At 57.6% G+C, this 22,129-nt stretch carries 20 protein-coding genes and 1 pseudogene; 5 read left to right on the forward strand and 16 right to left on the reverse strand.

Annotation, left to right across the window (positions count from 1 at the left end; translation table 11 throughout):
• Window positions 1–15: 15 nt before the first annotated feature.
• From tnpC to DIT71_RS16505, 4 genes are all read right to left on the reverse strand, one after another.
• The gene (tnpC, locus tag DIT71_RS16490) at window positions 16–1,581 is read right to left on the reverse strand and encodes an IS66 family transposase (protein WP_114614335.1); all 1,566 of its coding nucleotides are present in this window, start codon (window positions 1,579–1,581) and stop codon (window positions 16–18) included.
• Between the two features lie 75 nt (window positions 1,582–1,656).
• Entirely contained in the window at window positions 1,657–1,992 is a 336-nt protein-coding gene (tnpB, locus tag DIT71_RS16495) for an IS66 family insertion sequence element accessory protein TnpB (protein ID WP_114614336.1), read from the reverse strand.
• Complete coding sequence (tnpA, locus tag DIT71_RS16500; RefSeq protein ID WP_114614337.1) at window positions 1,989–2,366, reverse strand: IS66-like element accessory protein TnpA; 378 nt, start codon at window positions 2,364–2,366, stop codon at window positions 1,989–1,991. Before tnpA ends, tnpB begins: the two co-directional genes overlap by 4 nt.
• Window positions 2,367–2,433: 67 nt before the next feature.
• The gene (locus DIT71_RS16505; RefSeq protein WP_114614338.1) at window positions 2,434–3,918 is read right to left on the reverse strand and encodes a recombinase family protein; all 1,485 of its coding nucleotides are present in this window, start codon (window positions 3,916–3,918) and stop codon (window positions 2,434–2,436) included.
• Window positions 3,919–3,961: 43 nt separating this feature from the next.
• Here DIT71_RS16505 and DIT71_RS16510 point away from each other — a divergent pair.
• Window positions 3,962–4,855: pseudogene (locus DIT71_RS16510) on the forward strand (YifB family Mg chelatase-like AAA ATPase); the annotation flags it as partial.
• 134 nt (window positions 4,856–4,989) lie between these two features.
• Window positions 4,990–5,694: a tRNA (guanosine(46)-N7)-methyltransferase TrmB gene (trmB, locus tag DIT71_RS16515; protein ID WP_114614339.1), complete on the forward strand. Its 705-nt coding sequence runs from the start codon at window positions 4,990–4,992 to the stop codon at window positions 5,692–5,694.
• Between the two features lie 19 nt (window positions 5,695–5,713).
• Here the strand turns inward: trmB and DIT71_RS16520 are convergent, their stop codons facing one another.
• The 10 genes from DIT71_RS16520 to DIT71_RS16565 form a co-directional block, all read right to left on the reverse strand.
• On the reverse strand, window positions 5,714–6,247 hold the full coding sequence (locus DIT71_RS16520; protein ID WP_114614340.1) for a hypothetical protein: 534 nt from the start codon (window positions 6,245–6,247) through the stop codon (window positions 5,714–5,716).
• Entirely contained in the window at window positions 6,247–7,401 is a 1,155-nt protein-coding gene (hemW, locus tag DIT71_RS16525) for a radical SAM family heme chaperone HemW (RefSeq protein WP_114614341.1), read from the reverse strand. Before hemW ends, DIT71_RS16520 begins: the two co-directional genes overlap by 1 nt.
• Window positions 7,402–7,403: 2 nt before the next feature.
• Window positions 7,404–8,015, reverse strand: a complete 612-nt coding sequence (rdgB, locus tag DIT71_RS16530) for an RdgB/HAM1 family non-canonical purine NTP pyrophosphatase (protein ID WP_114614342.1) — start codon at window positions 8,013–8,015, stop codon at window positions 7,404–7,406.
• A complete protein-coding gene (locus DIT71_RS16535; protein WP_114614343.1) occupies window positions 8,012–8,470 on the reverse strand; it encodes a DUF4426 domain-containing protein in 459 nt (152 codons plus the stop codon). The genes rdgB and DIT71_RS16535 overlap by 4 nt, the downstream gene beginning before the upstream one ends.
• Complete coding sequence (metW, locus tag DIT71_RS16540; protein WP_114614344.1) at window positions 8,467–9,069, reverse strand: methionine biosynthesis protein MetW; 603 nt, start codon at window positions 9,067–9,069, stop codon at window positions 8,467–8,469. Before metW ends, DIT71_RS16535 begins: the two co-directional genes overlap by 4 nt.
• Window positions 9,066–10,214, reverse strand: coding sequence for a homoserine O-succinyltransferase MetX (gene metX, locus DIT71_RS16545; RefSeq protein WP_114614345.1), 1,149 nt, complete (start codon window positions 10,212–10,214; stop codon window positions 9,066–9,068). The genes metW and metX overlap by 4 nt, the downstream gene beginning before the upstream one ends.
• Before the next feature lie 169 nt (window positions 10,215–10,383).
• Window positions 10,384–12,348 (reverse strand): dynamin family protein, encoded by a 1,965-nt coding sequence (locus tag DIT71_RS16550; protein WP_114614346.1) that lies wholly within the window; start codon window positions 12,346–12,348, stop codon window positions 10,384–10,386.
• Window positions 12,349–12,593: 245 nt separating this feature from the next.
• Window positions 12,594–13,175 (reverse strand): YggT family protein, encoded by a 582-nt coding sequence (locus DIT71_RS16555; protein WP_114614347.1) that lies wholly within the window; start codon window positions 13,173–13,175, stop codon window positions 12,594–12,596.
• A gap of 23 nt (window positions 13,176–13,198) precedes the next feature.
• Entirely contained in the window at window positions 13,199–14,032 is an 834-nt protein-coding gene (gene proC / locus DIT71_RS16560; protein ID WP_114614348.1) for a pyrroline-5-carboxylate reductase, read from the reverse strand.
• An 83-nt stretch (window positions 14,033–14,115) separates the two neighbouring features.
• Window positions 14,116–14,808: a YggS family pyridoxal phosphate-dependent enzyme gene (locus DIT71_RS16565; RefSeq protein WP_114614349.1), complete on the reverse strand. Its 693-nt coding sequence runs from the start codon at window positions 14,806–14,808 to the stop codon at window positions 14,116–14,118.
• 146 nt (window positions 14,809–14,954) lie between these two features.
• Here DIT71_RS16565 and DIT71_RS16570 point away from each other — a divergent pair, with 146 nt between their 5' ends.
• From DIT71_RS16570 to DIT71_RS16580, 3 genes are all read left to right on the forward strand, one after another.
• Window positions 14,955–15,989 carry a type IV pilus twitching motility protein PilT gene (locus DIT71_RS16570; RefSeq protein ID WP_007154266.1) on the forward strand — a complete coding sequence of 345 codons (1,035 nt, stop codon included), beginning with the start codon at window positions 14,955–14,957 and terminating at the stop codon, window positions 15,987–15,989.
• Between the two features lie 164 nt (window positions 15,990–16,153).
• On the forward strand, window positions 16,154–17,275 hold the full coding sequence (locus DIT71_RS16575; RefSeq protein WP_114614350.1) for a PilT/PilU family type 4a pilus ATPase: 1,122 nt from the start codon (window positions 16,154–16,156) through the stop codon (window positions 17,273–17,275).
• A gap of 122 nt (window positions 17,276–17,397) precedes the next feature.
• Window positions 17,398–18,780, forward strand: a complete 1,383-nt coding sequence (locus tag DIT71_RS16580) for an OmpP1/FadL family transporter (protein ID WP_114614351.1) — start codon at window positions 17,398–17,400, stop codon at window positions 18,778–18,780.
• A gap of 34 nt (window positions 18,781–18,814) precedes the next feature.
• Here DIT71_RS16580 and DIT71_RS16585 read toward each other — a convergent pair whose 3' ends face one another.
• Both DIT71_RS16585 and polA read right to left on the reverse strand, forming a co-directional pair.
• Window positions 18,815–19,105 carry a hypothetical protein gene (locus tag DIT71_RS16585; protein WP_114614352.1) on the reverse strand — a complete coding sequence of 97 codons (291 nt, stop codon included), beginning with the start codon at window positions 19,103–19,105 and terminating at the stop codon, window positions 18,815–18,817.
• A gap of 157 nt (window positions 19,106–19,262) precedes the next feature.
• Window positions 19,263–22,007 carry a DNA polymerase I gene (gene polA, locus DIT71_RS16590; protein ID WP_114614353.1) on the reverse strand — a complete coding sequence of 915 codons (2,745 nt, stop codon included), beginning with the start codon at window positions 22,005–22,007 and terminating at the stop codon, window positions 19,263–19,265.
• Window positions 22,008–22,129 lie beyond the last annotated feature (122 nt).

The raw sequence follows: 22,129 nt of genomic DNA on the forward strand, positions 1-22,129 counted from the left end.
GTAAGCGTCTGGGCATTACACCTTGTCTGGGGTAGCCGGCTTCCAGTTGTGGGGTAATAGCTCGTCGATGGCGTTGTTCTTCTGCGTCGGCAGTCGGGTCAGCACATCCTTCAGGTAGGCATAGGGATCATGCCCGTTCAGCTTTGCTGACTGGATCAGTGTCATCACAGCGGCCGCACGCTGGCCACTGCGCAGTGATCCGGCGAACAGCCAGTTGGAGCGGCCTAATGCCCAGGGCCGTATCTGGTTTTCCACCCAGTTATTGTCGATGGGCACAGCGCCATCGTCCAGGTAGCGCGTCAGCGCTTCCCACCGTTTGAGACTGTAGTCCAACGCTTTGGCCGTGCCGGAACCATCCGGCACCTTCTGGCGATGCGACAGCATCCATTGATGAAGTGCGTCAGCAAGTGGTTTGGCTTTGGCTTCCCGGATTTCCTTTCGTTTGTCCGGCGGCAGGTCTTTGGTATCCTGCTCGATCTCGTAAAGTCCGCCGATGTACTCCAGAGCCTTGGCAGCCAGCTCACTCTTGTTGGCTTCGTGCAGGTCGTAGAACTTGCGCCGGGCGTGGGCCATGCAGCCGATTTCGGTAATGCCGTTGCCGAACCCGACCTTGTAACCAGCATAATCATCACAGACCAGCTTGCCCTGCCAGTCACCCAGGAAGTTGCGGGCGTGTTCGCCTGCACGGCTGGGCGCGAAGTCATAAACGGTGGCTTTCAGGTCCGAGAACGGTGTGGTGCAGTAGGCCCAGACGTAAGCCTTGTGGGTTTTCTTCTTGCCCGGAGCCAGCATGCTGACCGGCGTTTCGTCCGCATGCAGAACGCTGTGTTCCAATAGAGCATTTCTCAGCGCATCCACCAAGGGCTGCAACTGCACACCGCAGGCACCTACCCATTCGGCCAGGGTGGAGCGAGGGATTTCCAGGCCAGCGCGACCGAAGATGCGTTCCTGACGGTACAGTGGTAGATGGTCCGCGTATTTGGCCACCAGCACCTGAGCCAGCAGGCCGGCGGTGGGAATGCCCTTATCAATCACCTGCGACGGTACCGGTGCCTGGATCAGTGTCTCGCATTTGTCGCAGGCCCACTTGCCACGGATGTGGCGTTCCACCGTGAACTCGCCGGGGACATAATCCAGCTTCTCGCTGACGTCCTCACCGGTGCGCTTGAGCTGGCAGCCGCACTGGCACTGAGTATTGTCCGGTTCGTGGTGAATCAGGGTGCGGGGTAGTTCTGGTGGCAGCGGGGTGCGTTTTGGTTTTTGTTTTGGCCGCGCAGCTTTCTGCTCCTCGGTCATCGCCTGGTCCAGCTCGGCTTCAATGGCGGCCAGGTCGCTGTCGATCAGTTCGTCCAGCAGTTTCCCCTGAACCGCATCGAGTTGTTCACTGCGACGGGCATACTTGTGACGCTTGAGGATGGCGACTTCGTGGGTCAGCTTCTCGATGATAGCGTTGCTGCGCACCAACTCACGATCCTTCTTGCTCAGGACTTGATCCCGGGCGTCCAGGGAGTCCATCAGTTCCGTCGCCAGTGCACGGAGCTGATCGGCAGAGAGATGGTTGATATCGGGGCGCTGAGTCATGCCCCTTAGTATGCCAAGCCCTTGTGCTGCAAGCGATTCGCAGTTTTGGCTATGGCGATATCTCTCAGCTTGTGGTTACAGGATGGAGATAACGCCGTCGGCCCCAAGGCGATGCCAGGGCAAGCCCTGAACTAGGGCGGACAACTGCTCTTCGGTCAGGCGCAGCTGGTCACCGCGCCAGGATTCGCCCCAGTGGAACTTGCCCCGGTTCAGCCGGCGGGCACACAGCCAAATGCCCAGGCCATCGTGGATCAGCACCTTCATCCGGTTGCCCCGTTTGTTGGCAAACAGATAGGCGCAATGGGGTCTGGCTGAACCAAACACCTGGATGACTCGCGCCAAGGCCTTGTCCGGTCCCGCCCGCATGTCCAGCGGTTCGGTGGCCAGCCAGATCTCGTCGATTCGGATCATCTCAGCAGGTCCCGCAACAGTGCAGCACACTGGTGTGCGTGTTCCGCCGGCCACTCCACCACCATCGCGCCACCGGCGCGGGGAATCTCGATGCGGATGGTGTTTCGCTTATCCGAGCCTGACTGGTAGCTCGGTGCAGAGGGTGCCGCTGGCAGATTGACCGGCACGAACCCCGGCGTTGTCGCTGGAGCTTCAGGCGCTCGTCGCGCCTCATTGATCCAGCGCCGGACCATGTTCGCATTGAGGCCATTATCCAGCGAAATCCGGGAAACGGAGGCACCGGGTTCCTGGCATTGGGCAACAATCTGGGCTTTGAATTCCCGGGAAAACCGGCGACGGCGTTGGTAGGGCTTGGTTACGCTTAATTCGTTCATGTGAAGTGTCCACTAGAAAATAAGTGGACACTATCCTGACGGCGGCAGCGCCTGGCTCAAGATGGGATTACCGGACGGTTACNNNCTTCTTCGAGTCTAAAGTGAAAACAATTCCAAGCCTTCTTACTAGGGAGTTTGCTTGAAATCTGCCCTCTGGCGATTGAAGGTCAATTTTCGCCACGAAGTCTCCCCAGTTGGAAACGAACTCGAAGTTAAGAAGATTGGTTAGCTCTAATATCTCAGAGTTTATTTTCGAAATTGCATGTTCAGATTCATGTAAAATTTTCGCAGTGGCTTCGGAAGGGAATTTTTGCATCAGCTCGATATATTTTTGAATTTTTTCGGATAAATCTACGTTTTTACCTTCAAGAGACTCAAGTTCTTTTTTTATTTTTGAATTATTCCCTTGAACCAAAGGCAATGAATCAAGCATGAAAAGTGCTCTGGGAATATATTTTTCAAGATGATCGTAGCGAAAATGACGGCCTGAACAAGATCCTTTTCTACTTTTCGAACAGACTAAATATTTATATCCTTTTGGAGGAGAGCCTTTGTTGATTAAGTGCATCGGGCTTAAGCATTGCGCGCAAAAAGTGATTTTTTGCCAAAAATTGAAGCCACTGGCTTGTCGAGTTTCTCCGCTTATTTTCCTATCGTAGATAGCTTTCTGAGCTCTATAGAAGAGCTCTTCAGATATGACCGGGGGATAGTAGTCTTTTACAGTCTCTCCAGACGGTACTCGCCCAGAGGCGGTTGATCGATGCGGTTGATACTCCCCAATGACTGCTTTATTCGAGAGAATTTTTGCAATCGACGACGTGCCCCACAAACCGGACTTATTGCGTCTAGATGAGGGTCCACCGTCGTCCACAGATCCGAATGGTGCAATCTGGGATTCGTTGAGGTGCTTTACAATTCTGGTTCTACCATAACCTTTACAGGTGAGCTCAAAAATAAGACTGACAATTTTTGAGCGACTCTCGATAATTTCATATTGTTCTGATCGAATTTCGAGCCAGCTTGGGCAAGCTCTGCCGATTGGCGTCTTGGAATTTCTGGCTTGGTCTTGTTTATTTTTCCAAGCTTTTGAAACTCTGTAGCCTTTGCTGGCGGACTCCTCGTGAGCACGGGACATCTGAACTATAGAAACAATTAAGTCGAGTTCGTTGAAATTTTCGTCGTAGACTCGTTCATCGGTAAGCGTCACTACTTTGATCTCGGATCTTAAAAGGTCCATAAACCTGGGTAATGCCACGCTCACTCGCTCTCTAGATAAGCGGTCTAGATTTTCAATGAGTAAGTAAGAACCTTTTTTGATGGAGCCATCTTCAACTAAGGACAGAAACCTTTTCAACTCGCCATCATCTGATAGATGTTGAGCTTTGTATGCGCTCTTGCCAGCATCAAGAAAAGCGTATTCCTGCTCGGCCACCAAATCTAAGTTTTTGCTCTTCGCATACTCCTTCGCTCTCTCAAGTTGACGCTTGCTACTATGGCCTTTCGTTTGCTCCGCTGAGGAAAAGCGAATGTAGGAGTATGCTTTTGGCTTCATAAGACGCTTTACCTGTAGTCAGGAATTGTTTGGTGTAATCTACCATAACATCTTGATGTTTGGCCCTCCGGGCACCGGCAAAAGCATGCTGGCCAGCCGCCTGCCGGGGATTCTGCCACCCATGACCACGGAATTCGCCCTGGAGGTAGCCAGTATCCATTCCGTGGCCGGTCTGCCGATCCAGGATCATGACTGGTGTCGGCCGCCTTATCGGGCGCCCCATCATACCGCTTCGTCTGTCGCCATGGTGGGTGGTGGCAGCAGCCCGCGACCGGGTGAAATCTCGCTGGCCCACCGTGGTGTGCTGTTTCTCGACGAACTTCCGGAGTTTGGGCGTCAGGTGCTGGAGGTGCTGAGGGAACCCATGGAATCCGGCGAGATTGCGATCAGCCGGGCGGCCAGGCAGGTGACTTTTCCCGCCCGGTTTCAGGTTGTGGCTGCCATGAACCCGTGCCCTTGCGGCTACCTGGGGCATCCTACGATTGAGTGCCAGTGCACGCCACCCCAGGTGCTCCGTTATCGGGCAAAAATATCCGGGCCATTGCTGGACCGCTTCGATCTCCACGTGGAGGTCCCGGTGCAAAGCGGTGAGGTGCTTATGCAGCGGGGAGGCGATGGCGAGTCCAGTGCGGTTGTGCGGGAACGGGTAAAATCAGCGCGCAAATGCCAGCTTCTGCGGGGTGTGGTGAATTCCGCCCTGAGCGGCAACGAGCTTCATGAGTACTGTCAGGTGGACGCGGCCAGTGAAACCATGTTGTCTGCGGCGATGGAGCGCCTGGGTCTCTCGGCCCGGGCCTTGCACCGCATTCTGCGGGTTGCTCGAACCCTTGCTGATCTGGAGGCTCAGGAACACATTGGTCGTGGCCATCTGGTGGAGGCGCTTGGCTATCGGAAGCTGGACCGCCAGCAGACCCGGAATGCCCAGGTTTCGGTGTAGCCGGTTTGGGCGTAGACAGGGGGTGAGGGACACAGAAACCTGGCTTTGTGGTGGCGTCGGCAGCAATTCACTCTGGTAAACTGTCGCTATAATCCATTGAAGATGAACCGCCAGAGGGCGGCCGAGGACGTCAGATGACTGATCACAACGATGTTTCCGTAACCACTCGCCGTGGCGTGCGAAGTTTTGTGTTGCGCCAGGGGCGGATGACGGAAGGCCAGAAAAAGGCCTATGAGCGTAGCTGGCCGAAATATGGTCTGACTCGCGAGCAGGGCATGATCGATCCGCGAGAGGTGTTTGGCCGGGATAACATGCTGAATCTCGAGATCGGGTTTGGCATGGGAAAATCGCTGGCGGACATGGCTGAAGCGGCTCCTGAACAGGATTTTATTGGTGTGGAGGTGCATCTTCCAGGTGTCGGTGCCCTGTTGAAGGAAATCGAGGACAGGGGGCTGGAGAACGTCCGGATCTACGCCATCGATGCCAACGATGTGATTGATCTGTGTCTGCCGGACGCCGCGCTGGACCGCGTCATGGTATTTTTCCCGGATCCCTGGCACAAGAAACGCCATCACAAGCGCCGGTTGATCCAGCATGACTTTGTCCAGCGCTTGCGCCACAAGCTCCGTGTCGGCGGTATACTGCATCTGGCCACAGACTGGGAAAACTACGCGGAATACATGATGGAGATCATGAGCGAGTCGGAAGGTTTCGCAAACACCCAGGAGCCGGGTCAGTATTCCCCTCGCCCCGAGGATCGCCCGGTTACCAAGTTCGAGAAGCGCGGCGAGAACCTGGGGCACGGTGTGCGGGATCTGGTGTTCTACCGTACAAACTAGCGCCGGGATTCTGGAAAGATTATCCGTGGGCCATCGGGCGGCGCCTGGCGGCGCGGATAATAACCAGGCCGGCAGCACCCAGCATGAGCCCGGTGAACTTGATCAGCGCGCAGACGGTCGCAGACAGGCTGACCATGTCCGTTGGCGGGTCCATATTGTTGAGTAGCAGGATGTTTTCCGCCATGTCCCCGGTACCTGCAGCCACGAACAGAGCTTTGACCCAGCGTGCCACATTACGCTCGCGTACGCCCGGGCGATCCCGACTGAGGTGGTTGGTGAGGAAAATCAGGGTGAACAGGTAAGCGGGGACAAACAGGAAGTCCAGCCAAAGAGAAATCCGGGCCCAGTGCAGCCCATCCTGGCGCCAGCTACGGATGATGGCCATCGACTGATCTGCCGTCGCGGCCATCTGGAAACTGACGATGCCCTGGGGGGCGGAGCCTGTCTGCAGTGGCTGGTTGACCAGCACCAGAATGAGCAGAAGCACCGCTGTCGCCAGAAGGCTCAGATTGAGCCGTTTGGGAAAAAGGGTCAGAAGGCGCGGCAGTGACATCAGAGAAAGCGCTCCAGCAGGCTGTTCAGGTATCGCTGTCCGAGTTCCGTGGTCTGTATTCTTCCCGGCTCCAGCAGGTTTTCTGATCTTAACTCGTCAAGTTTTACCGCAACTGCACTCAGGGGTAAACCTGTACGTTCTTTGAACAGGTTTTCCGGCACCCCGGATGTCAGGCGCAGGGCATTCATCAGGAATTCCAGGGCGCGCTCGTCAGGCTCGATTGCCTGGCTGCCGGCGGTTCGGCTGCCAATCCGGTTCAGGTAGGCTTCGGGTTGCCGGGTTTTCCAGAACCGCCGTATTTCACCATTGCGAAGGGTGATTTTTCCATGGGCACCCGCACCCAGCGCCAGATAGTCGCCAAACATCCAGTAATTCAGGTTGTGGCGGGACGCCATCCCCGGGCGACTCCAGGCCGACACCTCGTAATCCGTGAAACCCTGTTGGTGCAGATAATCCGAGCCCTGGCGATAGATCTCCCAGAGATTGTCCTCGTCCGGCAATGGCGGTGGGCGGCTGTAGAATTCGGTATTGGGTTCAAGGGTCAGCTGGTACCAGGACAGGTGTGGAGGTTCCCATGCCAGGGCAGCTTCCAGATCAGCAATGGCCTGTTCCGGTGTCTGGTCGGGCAATCCGTGCATCAGGTCCAGGTTGAAGTTGTCGAAGCCGGCGTTGCGCGCCGCTTCGATGGCTTCATGGGCAGCCCTGTCGTCGTGAATGCGCCCCAGCGCTTTCAGACGCTGCGCATTGAAACTCTGGATGCCGATGGAAAGGCGGTTGATTCCTGCTGCGCGGAAGCCCCGGAAACGATGTTGTTCAACGGTTCCCGGGTTGGCCTCCAGGGTAACCTCGGCATCGTCGGCGAAGCTGAGATGTGCCCGCAGCCGGTGAAACAGGTTCTCATAGAAGTCCGGCGACATCAGTGACGGTGTCCCACCGCCGATAAACACCGTCTGGATGCTGCGACCCTGAACCAGCGTCAGGTCGCTGGTGAGATCCTCCATGATAGCCTGCAGGTAGCGGTCTTCAGGAATGTCCCCGGTCAACGCATGGGAGTTGAAATCACAATAGGGGCATTTTTTCACGCACCAGGGAACGTGGATGTACAGGCTCAGCGGTGGTAGCGGGCTGTCCCGCCAGGCGTGCGGCAAGGCCATGATCACGTCGCACCCGTGCCCAGCTGCTCAAGGAGCAGGGTGAGCGCGCGTCCGCGATGGCTTATCCGGCCCTTGTCCTGGCGGGACAGCTCGGCGGCGCTGGTGCCTGTTTCCGGAACCAGGAATACCGGATCGTACCCGAACCCGCCCTCGCCCCTGGGCTGCTCCAGTATCCGGCCTGGCCAGCGGCCATGGCATATAAGCGGCGTAGGGTCATCGGCGTGGCGCAGGTAGACCAGCACGCAGTGAAACTGGGCGGTGCGCTGATTTTCAGGCACGCCTTTCAGCGCCGATAACAGCGCCCGCACATTGTCTTCATCACTGGCAGACTTTCCAGCGAAGCGCGCAGAGCGCACGCCGGGTTCACCATCCAGCGCGTCAACTGCCAGCCCGGAATCGTCTGCCAGGGCTGGTAAGCCGGTCGCGCGGGCGGCATGGCGGGCCTTGAGAATGGCATTTTCCACAAAGGTGACCGCCGGCTCCTCTGCTTCGCCAACGTCCAGATCGCCCTGTGCGACCGGCGTCAGCCCCAGCGGCTTCAGCAATTCCGTCAGTTCGGCAATCTTGCCTCTGTTGTTACTGGCAATAACCAGTCTGTCAGTGGTTTCAGTCATCTGTCATTGAACAGCGTGTGGGCGAAGCGAACGGGAAGGTCCTGATTGCTACCCGTGGGCCTTGCGGTTATCTGGAAGGTCATCAGTTCGGCGCTGCTGTACTGGTATTCTGCGATAAAGTACACGGCATCGCCTTCCTGTATGCGGCGAAAACCGAGGAATTTTACCTGCTGCACATCATTGAGCACTTTGCCTTCCACTTGCCCCGAGACGGGTTCCAGCCCACCGTCTTCGGTTTCCCGCATAATGGATATATTCACGATACCAATGCTTTTGCTGCGGTTCAGGTTGTTCTCGCGGGCTATCTCCGGTGCCAGGAATGTGCTGGGAAATACGCTCCAGTGCACCTGGTACTCACCAAAATCCTTCGAGCCGGCGTGGCTCTGTGTCGCAAAGAAAGACAGGCATATCAGTGCTGTCAGGGCAACGAACTGGGTGCGAATGGTCTTGATCATGATCCCTCCCGGGTTATCCGATAAATGGCAATCTGTCCCAACATATTTGGCCAGAGGCGGCTGAGCCAGTGGTCCTGATGCTCACCATCCACGACTGTGCGGTTCAGTATGCGGAAGTCCTTGCGATAACACAGGGCCTCAAAATCCTTGAACGTGCACAAGTGGATGTTGGGGGTGTTATACCACTTATACGGTAGCGTTTCGGATTCGGGCATGCGACCCCGACGTACCAGGTACCAGCGTAATCGCCAGTAGGCGAAGTTGGGGAAGGTGACAATGCCTTCGCGGCCTAGGCGCAACATTTCGTCGAGGACCACGTCCGGACGGCGAACCGCCTGCAGTGCCTGGGTCATGAGAACGGTGTCGAACGTGTGGTCTTCAAAGTTACCCAGTCCCTGGGTGTCCAGATTCTGCTCAATAACAGATACACCACGGCTCATGCAGGTGGTGATGTGGTCCGGATTGATTTCCAGGCCAAATCCGGTGGCCCGCTTTTCCCGTTGCAGGTAATCCAGCAGGGTGCCGTCACCGCAACCCAGGTCCAGCACGTGACTGCCCGGGCTGATCCACTGCTCAATAATTTTCAGGTCGGTTCTCATACGTCCACCTCCCGCGCAACCCTGTCCATATAGGATTCGAAGATTGCGGTGTATCTTGGTGTCGGAATCAGGAAGGCGTCGTGGCCCCAGGGGGCGTCGATTTCTGCATAGCTGACCTTGCGGCGTGCCGAGATCATGGCATCCACCAGTTCCTGGGAGCGGGCCGGCGTGAAGCGCCAGTCGGTGCTGAAAGACAGCACCAGAAATTCGCAGCGGGCAAGAAGCAGGGCTTTCGCCAGGTCATTGTCATGTTCGTAGGCGGGGTCAAAGTAGTCCAGCGCCCGGGTCATCAGCAGGTAGGTGTTGGCATCAAACGATTCCGAGAAGCGTTCGCCCTGGTAGCGCAGATAGCTCTCTACCTGGAATTCTGCATCGTAGCCGAATTTGTAGGCCTGATCCCGCAGTTCGCGGCCGAACTTTTCGCCCATGGAAGCGTCGGACAGGTAGGTGATATGGCCCACCATGCGCGCGAGCATCAGTCCACGGCGGGGCAGGGTGTTGTGCTCGAAATAACGGCCGTCGTGAAATTCCCGGTCTGAGGTGATCGCCTGGCGAGCAACCTCGTTAAAGGCGATGTTCTGGGCACTCAGGCGCGGGGTGGAGGCGATAACTACCGCGTGCCTGATGCGGTCCGGGTAATCCAGACTCCATTGCAGCGCCTGCATACCCCCCAGGGAGCCGCCCACAACCGCTGCCCAGCAGTTGATGCCCAGCCGGTCCGCCAGCAGAGCCTGACTGTGAACCCAGTCACGCACAGTGATCACCGGGAAATCGGGACCGTAGGGCTTGCCGGTCTGGGGATTGGTGCTGGAGGGGCCGGTGCTGCCATGGCAGCCGCCAAGGTTGTTCAGGCTGACAACGAAAAAACGGTTGGTATCAATGGGTTTTCCAGGCCCGATACAGCTGTCCCACCAGCCCGGTTTGCGGTCCTCTTTGCTGTGGTAGCCGGCGGCATGATGGTGGCCGCTGAGGGCGTGGCAGATAAGTACCGCGTTGCTGGCATCGGCGTTGAGCGCGCCATAGGTCTCGATGACCAGATCATAACTTTCCAGTGTCCGGTCGCACGCCAGGGTAATAGGCGTATCAAAGTGCAGTGTCTGAGGGGTGACTATCCCTACAGAATCCGTTGGCAAGTGATCGGGCATTGGCGCGACAGGTTCCTGGTTCGGTCCATAGTATCTGCAACTAGATTGAGGCAATGGCCGCGCCGGGATGCCCAGGATAACGGTGGGCTCAAGGGAGCGGCCGACCTATTGCCAGCCAAGCAGTTTAAAGGCCGGTCTGCACGGCTGCAACCGCCGTCTCAGGCCCGGGCTACACAGCTCCCGAGATATTGACCACTTTCTGCTGGATCAGGGTTGGTGCCGGTTTGCGGATCTGTCGTTGCATGGCTTCCGCCAGTTCCAGTTGTCGCTTCAGGTCGGTGATGGTGTTCTGCAGCCGTTCCCGCTCGGCGCGGCTGTCGCGGTCAGTGCGCACCATGTCCCGCAGCCGGCGGATCTGGTGCTCCAGCAACTGCTTCTGCTCCAGGGAATATTGCATGATGGGCAGTAACGCCTCGGAAGGCCAGCGCTCGACATCGGACCTTACCCGCTGGTGCAGCGTGCGGGCCTCAGCCACCATGACATTAAAGAAACGTCTGACCAGCAGAGACTGTTCCGTCAGCAGGTTCTTGGGGCTGATACGGAAGCGTTTTGCTTTCTTGCGCAGCTCGCGAATGGCAATCACGTGACGCCCGGCGCGCAATGGTATTGGCTCGAGGTGACGGGCGCGAGTGTCTTCGTTATAGCGCCGATAGATGGCGCCCACCATTTTTTCTGCCAGTCGCCCCTCGCTGAGCAGGTTGGTCAGGTCGCTCTCCAGAAGTTCGAAGAAATGGTCCATGCTCTGGTTCATGCCGGCCGTGGTCCAGCTTTTCGACATTTTCTGGCGGATTTTTTCGGCGTGGGCTTCAAACCGGTCGGCGCTGACCAGGCTCCTGAGCATGCCTCCCTGTGATTCCATGAGCCGGCGGCTGGACCGCAGGGTGATCAGCTTCTTGTAATAGAAGTCGTAGTCCCGCTGGGCACGGTCGGCCAGGCGACGCGATGCCTCCTTGTCCATGGTAACCCCGGAGCAGGCTTCCAGCTCTTCCTCAAGGGCGTTGAGCCGCGTCTGCATGGCTGCCTGGCTGTTTTGCAGCATGCCCAGCAGGTCGTTGATCAGGCTCTGGGTGATCAACTGCTCCTTGTGCATGAGGATGCGCTGGATGATCAGTTGCTCCAGCAGAGCGAGGTTGGAGCGTGCGAGCAGCGTTTCATCGCCCTTTACGCGGGCCAGGAGTCCCTGTTTGGCAGACAGCGGGATCACGTCCTGCTGGCGCATGCCAAGGTGATCTGCGGTATAGCCGCGTACTTTCTCGATGGCTTCCTGGGTGTGTTTCTCGCCCTGAAGATCGTCCCAGAGCACGTCAATCTTGTTGAGGACCGCGAATCGCCCGGCACGGTGGTCGGCGTGCTCGGTGTCGATGTGTTCCTTCCAGATGGTCATATCACTGGCAGTAACACCGGTATCGGCGCTGAGCAGGAAAATGATGGCGTGGGCCCGGGGCAGCATACTGATGGTCAGTTCCGGTTCGGAACCCAGCGCGTTGAGGCCCGGGGTGTCCAGGATTCTCAGGCCGCGTTCAAACAGGGGATTGCGGATGCTGATCTGGGCATTGCGCCAGGCCGGAACCAGTACGTTGCCGGGCCGGTTGCGGTCATGCTCAAGCATGTCCTCATCGAAACCCAGCCGCCGGGCCTCCGGTGGCGCCACGCTTTTTACCCTGGCCACTTCGCCCAGAACCTCCCGCATGATTTCCGGGTCGCGCTCGTCCAGGTCGTGCTTGACCCAGCGCTCTGGCTGTTTGCGTAATTGCTGCAGGGAGAGCTCCCCGGTGCGGGTTTCGATGGGGAGCAGCAACAGGTAGTTGCTATTGGAAGTGCGGTCGAAGAACAGCTCCGTGGGGCACATGGTGGTACGCCCGGCCTGGGAAGGCAGCATGCGCTGGCCGTACTCGGAAAAGAACAGGGCGTTGATCAGTTCCGTCTTGCCACGGGAATACTCGCCGACAAACGCAATGGTGAGCTCGTCTTCGATCAGTAATTCCAGTCCGTGGCGGATGCGATTGCTGATATCGTCCGAAAACAGGTTGTTGTCCTGCAGCCACAGCCGATAACGGCCAATCTGCCTGATCAGTTCCTTTTTCCAGCCGTGGTAGGCCTCTACCTGCTGCGACAGGGTTCCTTGCTTGTTCATCGGACCATCCTTCTGCGCGACGTGCGGGCGACTACGTTGGATACGGGTTGGGCAAACAGAGCCCGGAAATATAGCCAAGGTTACCGCAAGAGAGCGGCACAATTGCGGGACCGGTCGCGGGTGTGTACAGCAGTGCGACGTGTAGGGGGCAAAAAAATGCAGCTGATTCAGTCAGATGAACCAGCTGCGGGGTAACTATGTCTGATTGTCCCAAAGTGTAACGGAGTGTGTTTTTGAGACGTGATCTACATTCCGACAATGGATCCCATGCCGGCGGCAATCTTCATGTGGTCAATGACCACTGAGATTACGTTCAGGATCAGGAAGACGATGATCGGCGACAGGTCCAGCCCACCCAGGGATGGCATCACGCTGCGCACCGGTCGCATTACCGGCTCGGTAATCTGGGCGACCAGCTGGATCGCGGGGTGGTTGCTTTGCGGAGCAATCCAGCTGACAACCACGACTGCAATCACCGACCAGAAGTAGATCTTGACGATCAGATCCAGCACATTGAGTATCGACCAGCTCAGCAGTGTCAGCGGGTTGATGGCCGGAATGCCGCCATTAAGGGCGACCAGGATCAGGAAAAAAGTGATCGCCTGAATGATGACGGCCAGCACCAGTGCAGCGCCGTCGATGCCGCCCCAACCGGGTATGAAGCGGCGCAGGGGGCGCAGCAGCGGGTTGGTTGCCTTGACCGCAAACTGTGTGATCGGATTGTAGAAGTCGGCTCTTGCCAGTTGCAGCAAAAAACGCAGCAGCACAATCGTCAGGTAGAACGTTGAGGCAATAAGCAGGATCGTGATCAGAATGTCAGCCAGCATGAAGCCGTGTCTCCCGTTATCGGTTACTGTTTGTTGGCGAGTTCTTTCGACATTTCCCCGGAACGCTTGTAGGCCGCGGAGTAAGCCTTTTTGACAAGGTCTCTCAAACCGCCTTCTTCAAACGTCTGGATAGCCTGTTCCGTGGTGCCGCCAGGAGACATGACATTGCGTTTCAGCTGGCCGGGATCATGCTCACTACGCCCCGCCATTTCAGCGGCGCCGGCCATGGTCTGGATCGCCAGTGCCCGGGCCGTTTCACCGGCAATACCCGCGTCCGTTGCAGCTTCTTCAAGCGCTTCCAGCATGAGGAAGAAGTAGGCCGGGCCACTTCCTGACAGCGCGGTGACGGCATGAAGGAGCGATTCCTCATCGACCCACAGCGCAGAACCGATGCTGCTGAAGACCGACTCCACCATGGTCTTCTGCTTGTCCTTTACCTGGTCATTGGCATAAAGGCCGGCCGCCCCCTTGCCTACCAGGGATGGCGTGTTCGGCATTACCCGCACCAGGGGCAGGCCACCACCCAGCCATTCGTCCAGGGTGGCTGCTTCCAGGCCCGCCGCAATGGACACCATCAGCGGGCGGGTGTTCTGCACCACGGGGGCAATGTCGCGGCATACGTCCGCCATAACCTGGGGCTTGACCGCCAGAACCACCATGTCCGCCTGCTCGGCGCAATAGCGATTGTCGGTAGTGACGCTGACGCCAAACTGCTTGCGGATGGATTGAAGGTGATTGTCATCGGGGGCGCTGACCCAGATATCGGCGGCCTGGAAGCCGCTGTCCAGCATGCCACCGATGATGGCACTGGCCATGTTGCCGGCGCCGATAAATGAAATCGTTGGTGATGTGCTCAAGGTTCACTCCACGTTCGGGTCAATAGTGGTCAGTTGTCGATCTGCAGGTGATGATAACAGGATCTGCGATCATCAGCCTCAGGTTACCTTGGTCCGAACAGGGCAGTGCCTACCCTGACCCAGGTAGAGCCTTCTTCCACGGCCATCTCCAGGTCGTCAGACATTCCCATCGACAGGGTGTCCAGCGGGCCTGAAGCCGGTGCCTCCTGGCGCAGCTTTTTAAGTGCATTGGCGAGCTTGCGGAAACTTGACCGCAACTCGGCTTCAGGCTGATCGGGGTCCGGAATTGCCATCAACCCTCTGAGCGACAGATTGGGCATTTCTTCAATGGCATCCGCCAGGTCGGTGAGGTCGTCCAGTGAGCAGCCGGACTTGGTGCTCTCGTTGTTGATATTCACCTGCAGGCAGACGTTCAGGGGAGGCAGTGCGCTGTCGCGTTGTTCATCCAGCCGTTGCGCAATCTTGAGCCGGTCGACGCTATGGACCCAGTCAAACGCATTGGCAATCTGGCGAGTCTTGTTGGACTGAATGGGGCCGATGAAGTGCCATTCTATGGTATCCAGATCGGCAAGGGTCTCCATCTTGTCCAGCGCTTCCTGAACGTAGCTTTCACCAAAGGCACGCTGGCCGGCCGCAAAAGCGGTGCGAAGGTCATCCGCCGCGCGTTTTTTACTCACGGCCAGCAAATGCACAGAGTCCGGCTTGCGCCCGGCCTTCAATGTTGCTTTTTGTATGCGTCGGGTTACGGTCCCGATGTTGTCTGCTATGCTGCTCATTGTTCGAATCCGCCGATTCCGGTCTGTCACTGATACGGTGACACGTTACCCGCAGGTCACTGAAATGCCAAGTGAAGCTGTTCGGGGCCTGCCGCCGGAAGCGGGTGCATACCGGGATAAAAGAAAAAAGCCTTCCGAGGACCCCTATGGATATTACTGAACTGCTTGCCTTTTCGGCCAAACAGGGTGCGTCAGACTTGCACCTGTCGGCCGGACTCCCCCCGATGATCCGTGTTGATGGTGATGTTCGCCGTATCAACCTTCCGCCCATGGAACACAAAGAAGTACACGGGCTGATCTACGACATCATGAACGACAAGCAGCGCAAGGACTATGAAGAGTTTCTGGAAACCGACTTTTCCTTCGAGGTTCCGGGGGTTGCCCGCTTCCGTGTCAATGCGTTCAACCAGAACCGGGGTGCTGGCGCGGTTTTCCGGACCATTCCCTCAAAAGTACTGACCATGGAAGACCTGGGCATGGGGCAGGTCTTCAAGGACATCGCATCAGTACCCCGTGGCCTGGTGCTGGTTACCGGCCCGACAGGCTCCGGTAAGTCCACCACGCTGGCGGCGATGATCGACTACATCAACGACAGCCGTTACGAACATATCCTCACCATTGAGGACCCCATCGAATTCGTACACGAATCCAAGAAATGCCTGCTCAACCAGCGCGAAGTGCACCGGGACACCCTAGGCTTTAACGAAGCACTGCGTTCGGCACTGCGGGAAGACCCTGACATCATCCTGGTGGGCGAGCTGCGGGACCTGGAGACCATCCGCCTGGCACTGACCGCGGCAGAAACCGGTCACCTGGTATTCGGCACCCTGCACACCACCTCCGCAGCCAAGACCATCGACCGCGTGGTGGATGTATTCCCCGCCGAAGAGAAGTCCATGGTTCGCTCCATGCTGTCAGAGTCGTTGCAGGCGGTAATCTCCCAGACCCTGATGAAGAAAATGGGCGGCGGCCGGATTGCCGCCCACGAGATCATGATCGGCACCTCGGCGATCCGTAACCTGATCCGTGAGGACAAGATCGCGCAAATGTACTCTGCGATCCAGACCGGTGGTTCCCTGGGCATGACGACCCTGGACCAGTGCCTGGAGAAACTGTTGAAGAAAGGCCTTATTTCCCGCGAAGCAGCGCGGATGAAGGCGAAGATGCCGGATAATTTCTAGAAACTTCGGAGAGACGCGAGGCGGGCAGGCCTTCCGGGACACGCTGTAAATACGTCCCTGTACGCTTGACAAAAACATCCCTGTTTTTGACATTCCCGGAAGGCCTCCCCGCCTCGCTCCAACAAACTCCGGGTGCACCAAGAACATGAATCGAAGGTAACAAAATGGAATTCGAGAAACTGCTTCGTTTGATGGTGGAAAAGGGTGGGTCTGACCTTTTTATAACCGCCGGTGTGCCACCTTCCATGAAGGTAAACGGGAAAGTGTTGCCCGTTACCAAGAATGCGCTGACGCCGGAGCAGACCAGGGAATTTGTTTACGGGTCCATGAACGACAAGCAGCGGGCAGAGTTCGAGGAAAGCCACGAATGTAACTTTGCCATCAGCGCCCGGGGGATTGGCCGTTTTCGTGTCAGTGCTTTCTTCCAGCGCAACCTTTGCGGCATGGTGCTGCGCCGGATAGAGGTTAAGATCCCGCTGATCGATGATCTGGCCCTGCCCGAGGTGATCAAGGAGTTGGCCATGACCAAGCGCGGCCTGATCATGTTCGTGGGCGCCACGGGTACCGGTAAGTCGACCTCCCTGGCAGCCATGCTGGGGCACCGTAACCGCAACAGCCGGGGCCATATCATTTCCATCGAGGACCCGATCGAATTCGTTCACCAGCATCAGGGCTGTATCGTGACCCAGCGTGAAGTGGGCATTGACACTGAAAGCTTTGAGGTGGCGCTGAAGAACACCCTGCGCCAGGCGCCGGACGTTATCCTGATTGGTGAGGTGCGTACCCGCCAGACCATGGAATACTCCGTACAGTTTGCCGAAACCGGCCATCTGTGTCTCGCCACCCTGCACGCCAACAACGCCAACCAGGCGCTGGACCGGATTATCCAGTTCTTCCCGCCGGAGCAGCATAACCAGATCTGGATGGATCTGTCCCTCAACCTCAAGGCCATCGTGGCCCAGCAGCTGATTCCGACACCGGACGGGCAGGGCCGCAAAGCGGTTATCGAAGTGTTGATCAACACGCCATTGGCGGCCGACATGATCCGTAAGGGTGAGGTACACAAGCTCAAGGAGCTGATGTCCAAGTCCAACGAAACCGGCATGCGCACGTTTGATCAGGCGCTTTACACGCTTTATGCCGAGGGCTCCATCACCTACGAGGATGCACTTGCCCACGCCGACTCGGCCAACGACCTTCGACTGATGATAAAGCTTGGCACTGACTCCCAGGGTGCGGACAAGCTGGCCTCGAGTGTCGACAAGTTGTCGATCCAGGATGATTGATCGATATGTCGCCAGATTAGACTTTGGTATTAAACCGTTAGGCTGATTAACCATTAGGGTTGGCAATTGAGGCTGCCAGCCCGGGGTGCGTATACTCCGCGGTAACGCCACAAGGAGGAATTATGCGTAACAAAAAGTCCAACCTTTACACTGCTATCCGTTTTGCCACTTTTGCCGCCGCCGCAGCGCCGGCCAGCTTGCTGGCTGGCGGCTTTTCCCTGAACGAGCAAAGCGCCAGCGCCATGGGTGTTGCCAATGCAGGGACAGCAGCCAACCCTGAAAACGCCACGACGGTATTTTTTAACCCGGCCGGCATGAGCCAGTTGTCTGGAACCAATATTTCATTTGGTGCGGCCGTCCTCGATATCGATGCCGAACTCAAGGAAGGTACCGGTAGCGCAGTCCGTGACGATGGCCGCCCGGTAACCGGCGGAAACGGCGGCGATATCGCCGAGCCCGCTGTCCTTCCTAATTTTTACCTGACCCGCGAAGTCAACGACTGGCTGGACGTGGGTTTTGGCATTCACGCTCCTTACGGCCTCGCCGCGGACTATGACGACGACTTCAAGGGCCGCTTTTTTGCCGACGAAACGGAACTGACGGCCATCGCTTTCAGCCCTTCTATTGCGGTCAATGATGGCAATGGTTTTTCCATGGGGGCGGGCGTTAATGTTATCTATGCCGAGGGCAAGCTAACCAAGTTCCAGGATTACAGCAGGTTTGGGGCGCTGAAAGATGGGTACGCGGATGTAGAAGGGGACGATGTGGCCCTCACTTTCGCCTTCGGCATGCTGTGGGAGCTTTCCGAGCAGACCCAGTTCGGTATTTCTGCCCAGACTGGCGCAGAGCTCGAGCTGGAGGGCGAAGCGGAAATCCGCGGCTTCCCGCAAATTAACCAGAGCTCTGTTGGCCAGCAGATCGTTCAATCGACAGTCACTGAAAAGGCAATGGTTCCCCTGGAAATTCCGGAAAGCATTACCTTCGGTGCGCGCCACCGCCTTACAGGCTCGGTGACACTGTTGGCCGGTGCAACCTGGGCGAAATGGAGCCGCTTTGAAGCGCTGGATATTGTCAGCCGCGAGGATGACGGGCCGGTATCCTCCCGGACCGGGCCTAATCTGGGCGATGACGACCTGATTTCCCATGTGTCGGAGAACTGGCAGGATACCTGGCAGGCGAATGTCGGTGCTATCTGGCAGGCGACGCCGGAATGGGCTTTCAAGACCGGCTATGCCTGGGATGAGTCACCGGTCAATGACGATTTCCGCACCGCCCGGATTCCCTCCGGCGACCGTGAATGGTTGACGCTCGGTGCGCAGTATGCCGATGCCCGCTCAGGCTGGACCGTGGATGTGGCTGCCGGCGTGCTGCTGTTCGACGACGAAGAAGTTAACGAGCAGAACTACGACGTTAACGACGACCCCTTGCCCGGTGCAGCTCGCTTCCAGGGCACCTATGAACTGGACGCCTGGAGCGCCGGTGTCCAGGTCAGCAAATCGTTCTGATTAACCCCGCTCCATGGCTGGCCGGATCTCCCGGTCAGCCGACGACCTGTCCGCGATAAATCCTCTTGGAACGTTCTGGTCTGGGTTCCTGCTCCGGCTCGACATCCCTGAGCTGGGGAACCTGCTCGGTGAGTGTGGTCCAGGTGCGGGCCAGCTGGCTTGAGCGGGTTTTGCGGGCGTAGTCCGCAAGCTGTTGCTCGAGGTGTTCTTCCGTGAGATGCAGTTTGACGCCGAATTCGGTGTAAATCAGGCGTCGGCACTGGTGAACCAGCTTCAGCAGGCCAGGGTCCAATAGCCAGCTTCTTTGAGATGCCAGAAATGTCATGGTAACGGCCTCGGGAAAGATGTATCACAATCCTGATACCAAGCGAATTTCATGCCGTCTCATGAAGCGGTGTGGTTAAGCGGTCCGGTGAGCAATTGATGGTCACAAGCGGGGCGTTTCCCATGGAAACGCCCCAAAAAGGGGCTTGTCGGCTGAACTAGTGCGCTTCGTCCCAGTTGTTGCCGACGCCAGCTTCCACCAACAGCGGAACATCCAGTCTGGCAGCGGCCGACATCCGTTTTTCCAGGCCTTCACGAATCTTCTCCACCGCTGACTCCCGTACTTCCAGGATCAATTCGTCATGCACCTGCAGGATCATGCGGGCGTCGTCCCGGTGGTTGGTCAGCAGCCAGTCTTCCACGCTGACCATGGCCCGTTTGATGATATCCGCTGCGCTTCCCTGCATGGGGGCATTGATGGCGGTGCGCTCTGCCGCCTGTTGCATCTGTTTGTTGCGGGCGTTGATTTCCGGCAGGTACAGGCGGCGGCCAAAAAGGGTTTCCACGAATCCGTCGTCATGGGCCTGCTTGCGGATGTTATCCATGTATCTGAGTACCCCGGGATAACGCTCGAAGTAACGGTCGATGTATTCCTGGGCCTGACCGCGACCCACATCGAGCTGGCGGGCCAGACCGAAGGCCGACATGCCATAGATAAGGCCGAAGTTGATGGCTTTGGCGCTGCGGCGCTGGTCTCCCGACACCTCGTCGACGGCGACGCCAAACACTTCCCCGGCTGTCGCCCGATGGATGTCCTCACCCTTCTCGAACGCGGTCAGCAGTCCCTTGTCACCCGACAGGTGGGCCATGATTCGCAGTTCAATCTGGGAATAGTCCGCGGCCATCAGTTTGAAGCCGTCCGGCGCCACAAACGCCTGGCGGATGCGGCGTCCCTGTTCGCTGCGGATGGGAATGTTCTGCAGGTTGGGCTCCGAAGACGATAACCGACCCGTGGCCGTGACCGCCTGGTGGTAGGAGGTATGGATCCGGCCCGTGCGATGGTGGATAAGCTCCGGCAGGGTGTCTGTGTAGGTCGATTTGAGCTTGCTCAGGCTGCGATGCTCCAGGATCAGCCGGGGCAGGGCGTGATCGTGGGCCAGTTCCTGAAGCACTGGCTCTGCCGTGGAAGGGGCGCCTTTCGGGGTTTTCTTTACCACCGGCAGGCCCATCTTGTCGTAGAAGATGGTCTGTAATTGCTTCGGGGAGCCCAGGTTGAAGGTTTCCCCGGCCTCTTCGTGCGCCTCCCTCTCCAGCTCTGCCATACGCTCGGCGAGTTCCTGACTGTGCTTGCGCAGGGTGCTGGCGCTGATCATGGCGCCTCTCTGTTCCATCCGCGACAGCACCGGTACCAGCGGCAGATCAATGTTTTCGTAGACCTCCCTCAGGCGACCGGTTTGCTCCAGTTGCGGTCGCAACACCTGGTGCAGGCGCAGGGTGATGTCGGCGTCCTCGGCGGCGTAAGGGCCGGCCTGCTCCAGGCTCACCTGGTTGAAGGTCAACTGCTTGGCGCCCTTTCCGGCAATGGATTCAAAAGTGATGGTCTGTTCGCCCAGGTACTGCATGGCCAGGGAGTTCATGTCGTGGCGTGAGCCCACCGAGTTGAGGACGTAGGACTCCAGCATGGTGTCCTCGGCGATGCCATCCAGGTCAATGCCATGATTGGCCAGTACGTTTTTGTCGTACTTGAGGTTCTGTCCGAGTTTGGCTTTTTCCGGGTTTTCCAGTAGCGGTTTCAGCTGACGCAGTACGGCGTCCCTGTCCAGTTGTTCCGGGGCCCCCATGTAGTCATGGCCCAGGGGGACATAAGAGGCTTCGCCAGGCTCGATGGCGAAGGAAACGCCAACGATTTGCGCATCCATATAACGCAGGCTGGTGGTTTCAGTGTCAAAAGCGAAGAGGGAGGCCCTGCTTAGGCGGTCAATCCAGTCGTCCAGTTCTGACTGGTCGGTGACTACCGAGTACTTTTTCTCTGTTGCAGGACCGGTTTTGCCGTCGTTTTTCCCGACCTCGCCAGTCTCCTGGCTGGCAGAGGCCTTGCCGTCCCCGTTCTCGAGTTCGGCAATCCAGGAACGGAGCTCGTACTCACGGAACAGTTCAAGCAGCTGGTCGTCGTCCTGGGTTCGCAGCTTGAGATCTTCCAGTCCGAACTCTAGATCCACATCGGTTTTGATCGTGGCCAGTTCGCGACTCAGCGGCAGGGTTTCTTTGGCTTCCCGAAGGTATTCGCCAATCTTCCCCTTGACCTCGTCGGCGTGTTCAATGATTTCGTCGAGATCGTCCCAGGTCTGCAACCATTTGACGGCGGTTTTCGGGCCGCACTTGTTCACGCCGGGAATGTTGTCCACCTTGTCGCCTACCAGCGCCAGGTAATCCACGATCTGTTCCGGGGCAATGCCAAATTTTTCCACCACGCCATCCCGGTCCATGCGGGTGTCCGTCATGGTGTTGATCAGGGTGACGTGGTCGCTGACCAGTTGCGCCATGTCCTTGTCGCCGGTGGAGATTACTACGTCAATGCCCTTGCTGGTGGCTTCATCCGCCAGGGTGCCGATCACGTCGTCAGCCTCCACGCCACTGACTATCAGCAGCGGCAGCCCCATGGCACGGACCATGTCGTGGATTGGCTGGATCTGCACAGCCAGGTCGTCGGGCATGGGCGGACGGGTTGCCTTGTAGTCTTCGTAGAGGTCATTGCGGAAAGTCTTGCCCTTGGCATCAAACACCACCACCATTTTCGAACCTGGAAAGTCCTGTTCCAGTTTCCGGATCATGCTGATAACGCCCTTGATGGCTCCGGTAGGATGTCCCTTGCTGGTCATCAGGGGAGGCAGCGCGTGATAGGCCCGGAAGAGGTACGACGAACCGTCTACGAGAACCACGGGCGGAGTTTGCTGTTGTGTCATATCAAAACGGATCCGGATTCTGATTGAAGCGTTGAATGGCTTGTGCAACTCTGACACTACGCCGGCATTGGTTCACAGTGTCAGGGCGGCTTTTAGCGTCCTTAAACAGAGTGGAAGAGTAA

The organism is Marinobacter vulgaris, from assembly GCF_003344045.1.
Taxonomy (GTDB): domain Bacteria; phylum Pseudomonadota; class Gammaproteobacteria; order Pseudomonadales; family Oleiphilaceae; genus Marinobacter; species Marinobacter vulgaris.

Excerpts from the sequence above, each read along its gene's own strand:
- DIT71_RS16555 (WP_114614347.1), bottom strand. The coding sequence starts at position 13,175 with ATGCTGGCTGACATTCTGATCACGATCCTGCTTATTGCCTCAACGTTC.
- trmB (WP_114614339.1), top strand. The coding sequence starts at position 4,990 with ATGACTGATCACAACGATGTTTCCGTAACCACTCGCCGTGGCGTGCGA.
- metX (WP_114614345.1), bottom strand. The coding sequence starts at position 10,214 with ATGCCCGATCACTTGCCAACGGATTCTGTAGGGATAGTCACCCCTCAG.
- tnpC (WP_114614335.1), bottom strand. The coding sequence starts at position 1,581 with ATGACTCAGCGCCCCGATATCAACCATCTCTCTGCCGATCAGCTCCGT.
- DIT71_RS16575 (WP_114614350.1), top strand. The coding sequence starts at position 16,154 with ATGGAATTCGAGAAACTGCTTCGTTTGATGGTGGAAAAGGGTGGGTCT.
- DIT71_RS16550 (WP_114614346.1), bottom strand. The coding sequence starts at position 12,348 with ATGAACAAGCAAGGAACCCTGTCGCAGCAGGTAGAGGCCTACCACGGC.
- DIT71_RS16565 (WP_114614349.1), bottom strand. The coding sequence starts at position 14,808 with ATGAGCAGCATAGCAGACAACATCGGGACCGTAACCCGACGCATACAA.
- hemW (WP_114614341.1), bottom strand. The coding sequence starts at position 7,401 with ATGGCCTTGCCGCACGCCTGGCGGGACAGCCCGCTACCACCGCTGAGC.
- DIT71_RS16520 (WP_114614340.1), bottom strand. The coding sequence starts at position 6,247 with ATGTCACTGCCGCGCCTTCTGACCCTTTTTCCCAAACGGCTCAATCTG.
- DIT71_RS16585 (WP_114614352.1), bottom strand. The coding sequence starts at position 19,105 with ATGACATTTCTGGCATCTCAAAGAAGCTGGCTATTGGACCCTGGCCTG.
- DIT71_RS16535 (WP_114614343.1), bottom strand. The coding sequence starts at position 8,470 with ATGATCAAGACCATTCGCACCCAGTTCGTTGCCCTGACAGCACTGATA.
- polA (WP_114614353.1), bottom strand. The coding sequence starts at position 22,007 with ATGACACAACAGCAAACTCCGCCCGTGGTTCTCGTAGACGGTTCGTCG.
- metW (WP_114614344.1), bottom strand. The coding sequence starts at position 9,069 with ATGAGAACCGACCTGAAAATTATTGAGCAGTGGATCAGCCCGGGCAGT.
- tnpB (WP_114614336.1), bottom strand. The coding sequence starts at position 1,992 with ATGATCCGAATCGACGAGATCTGGCTGGCCACCGAACCGCTGGACATG.
- rdgB (WP_114614342.1), bottom strand. The coding sequence starts at position 8,015 with ATGACTGAAACCACTGACAGACTGGTTATTGCCAGTAACAACAGAGGC.
- DIT71_RS16580 (WP_114614351.1), top strand. The coding sequence starts at position 17,398 with ATGCGTAACAAAAAGTCCAACCTTTACACTGCTATCCGTTTTGCCACT.
- DIT71_RS16570 (WP_007154266.1), top strand. The coding sequence starts at position 14,955 with ATGGATATTACTGAACTGCTTGCCTTTTCGGCCAAACAGGGTGCGTCA.
- tnpA (WP_114614337.1), bottom strand. The coding sequence starts at position 2,366 with ATGAACGAATTAAGCGTAACCAAGCCCTACCAACGCCGTCGCCGGTTT.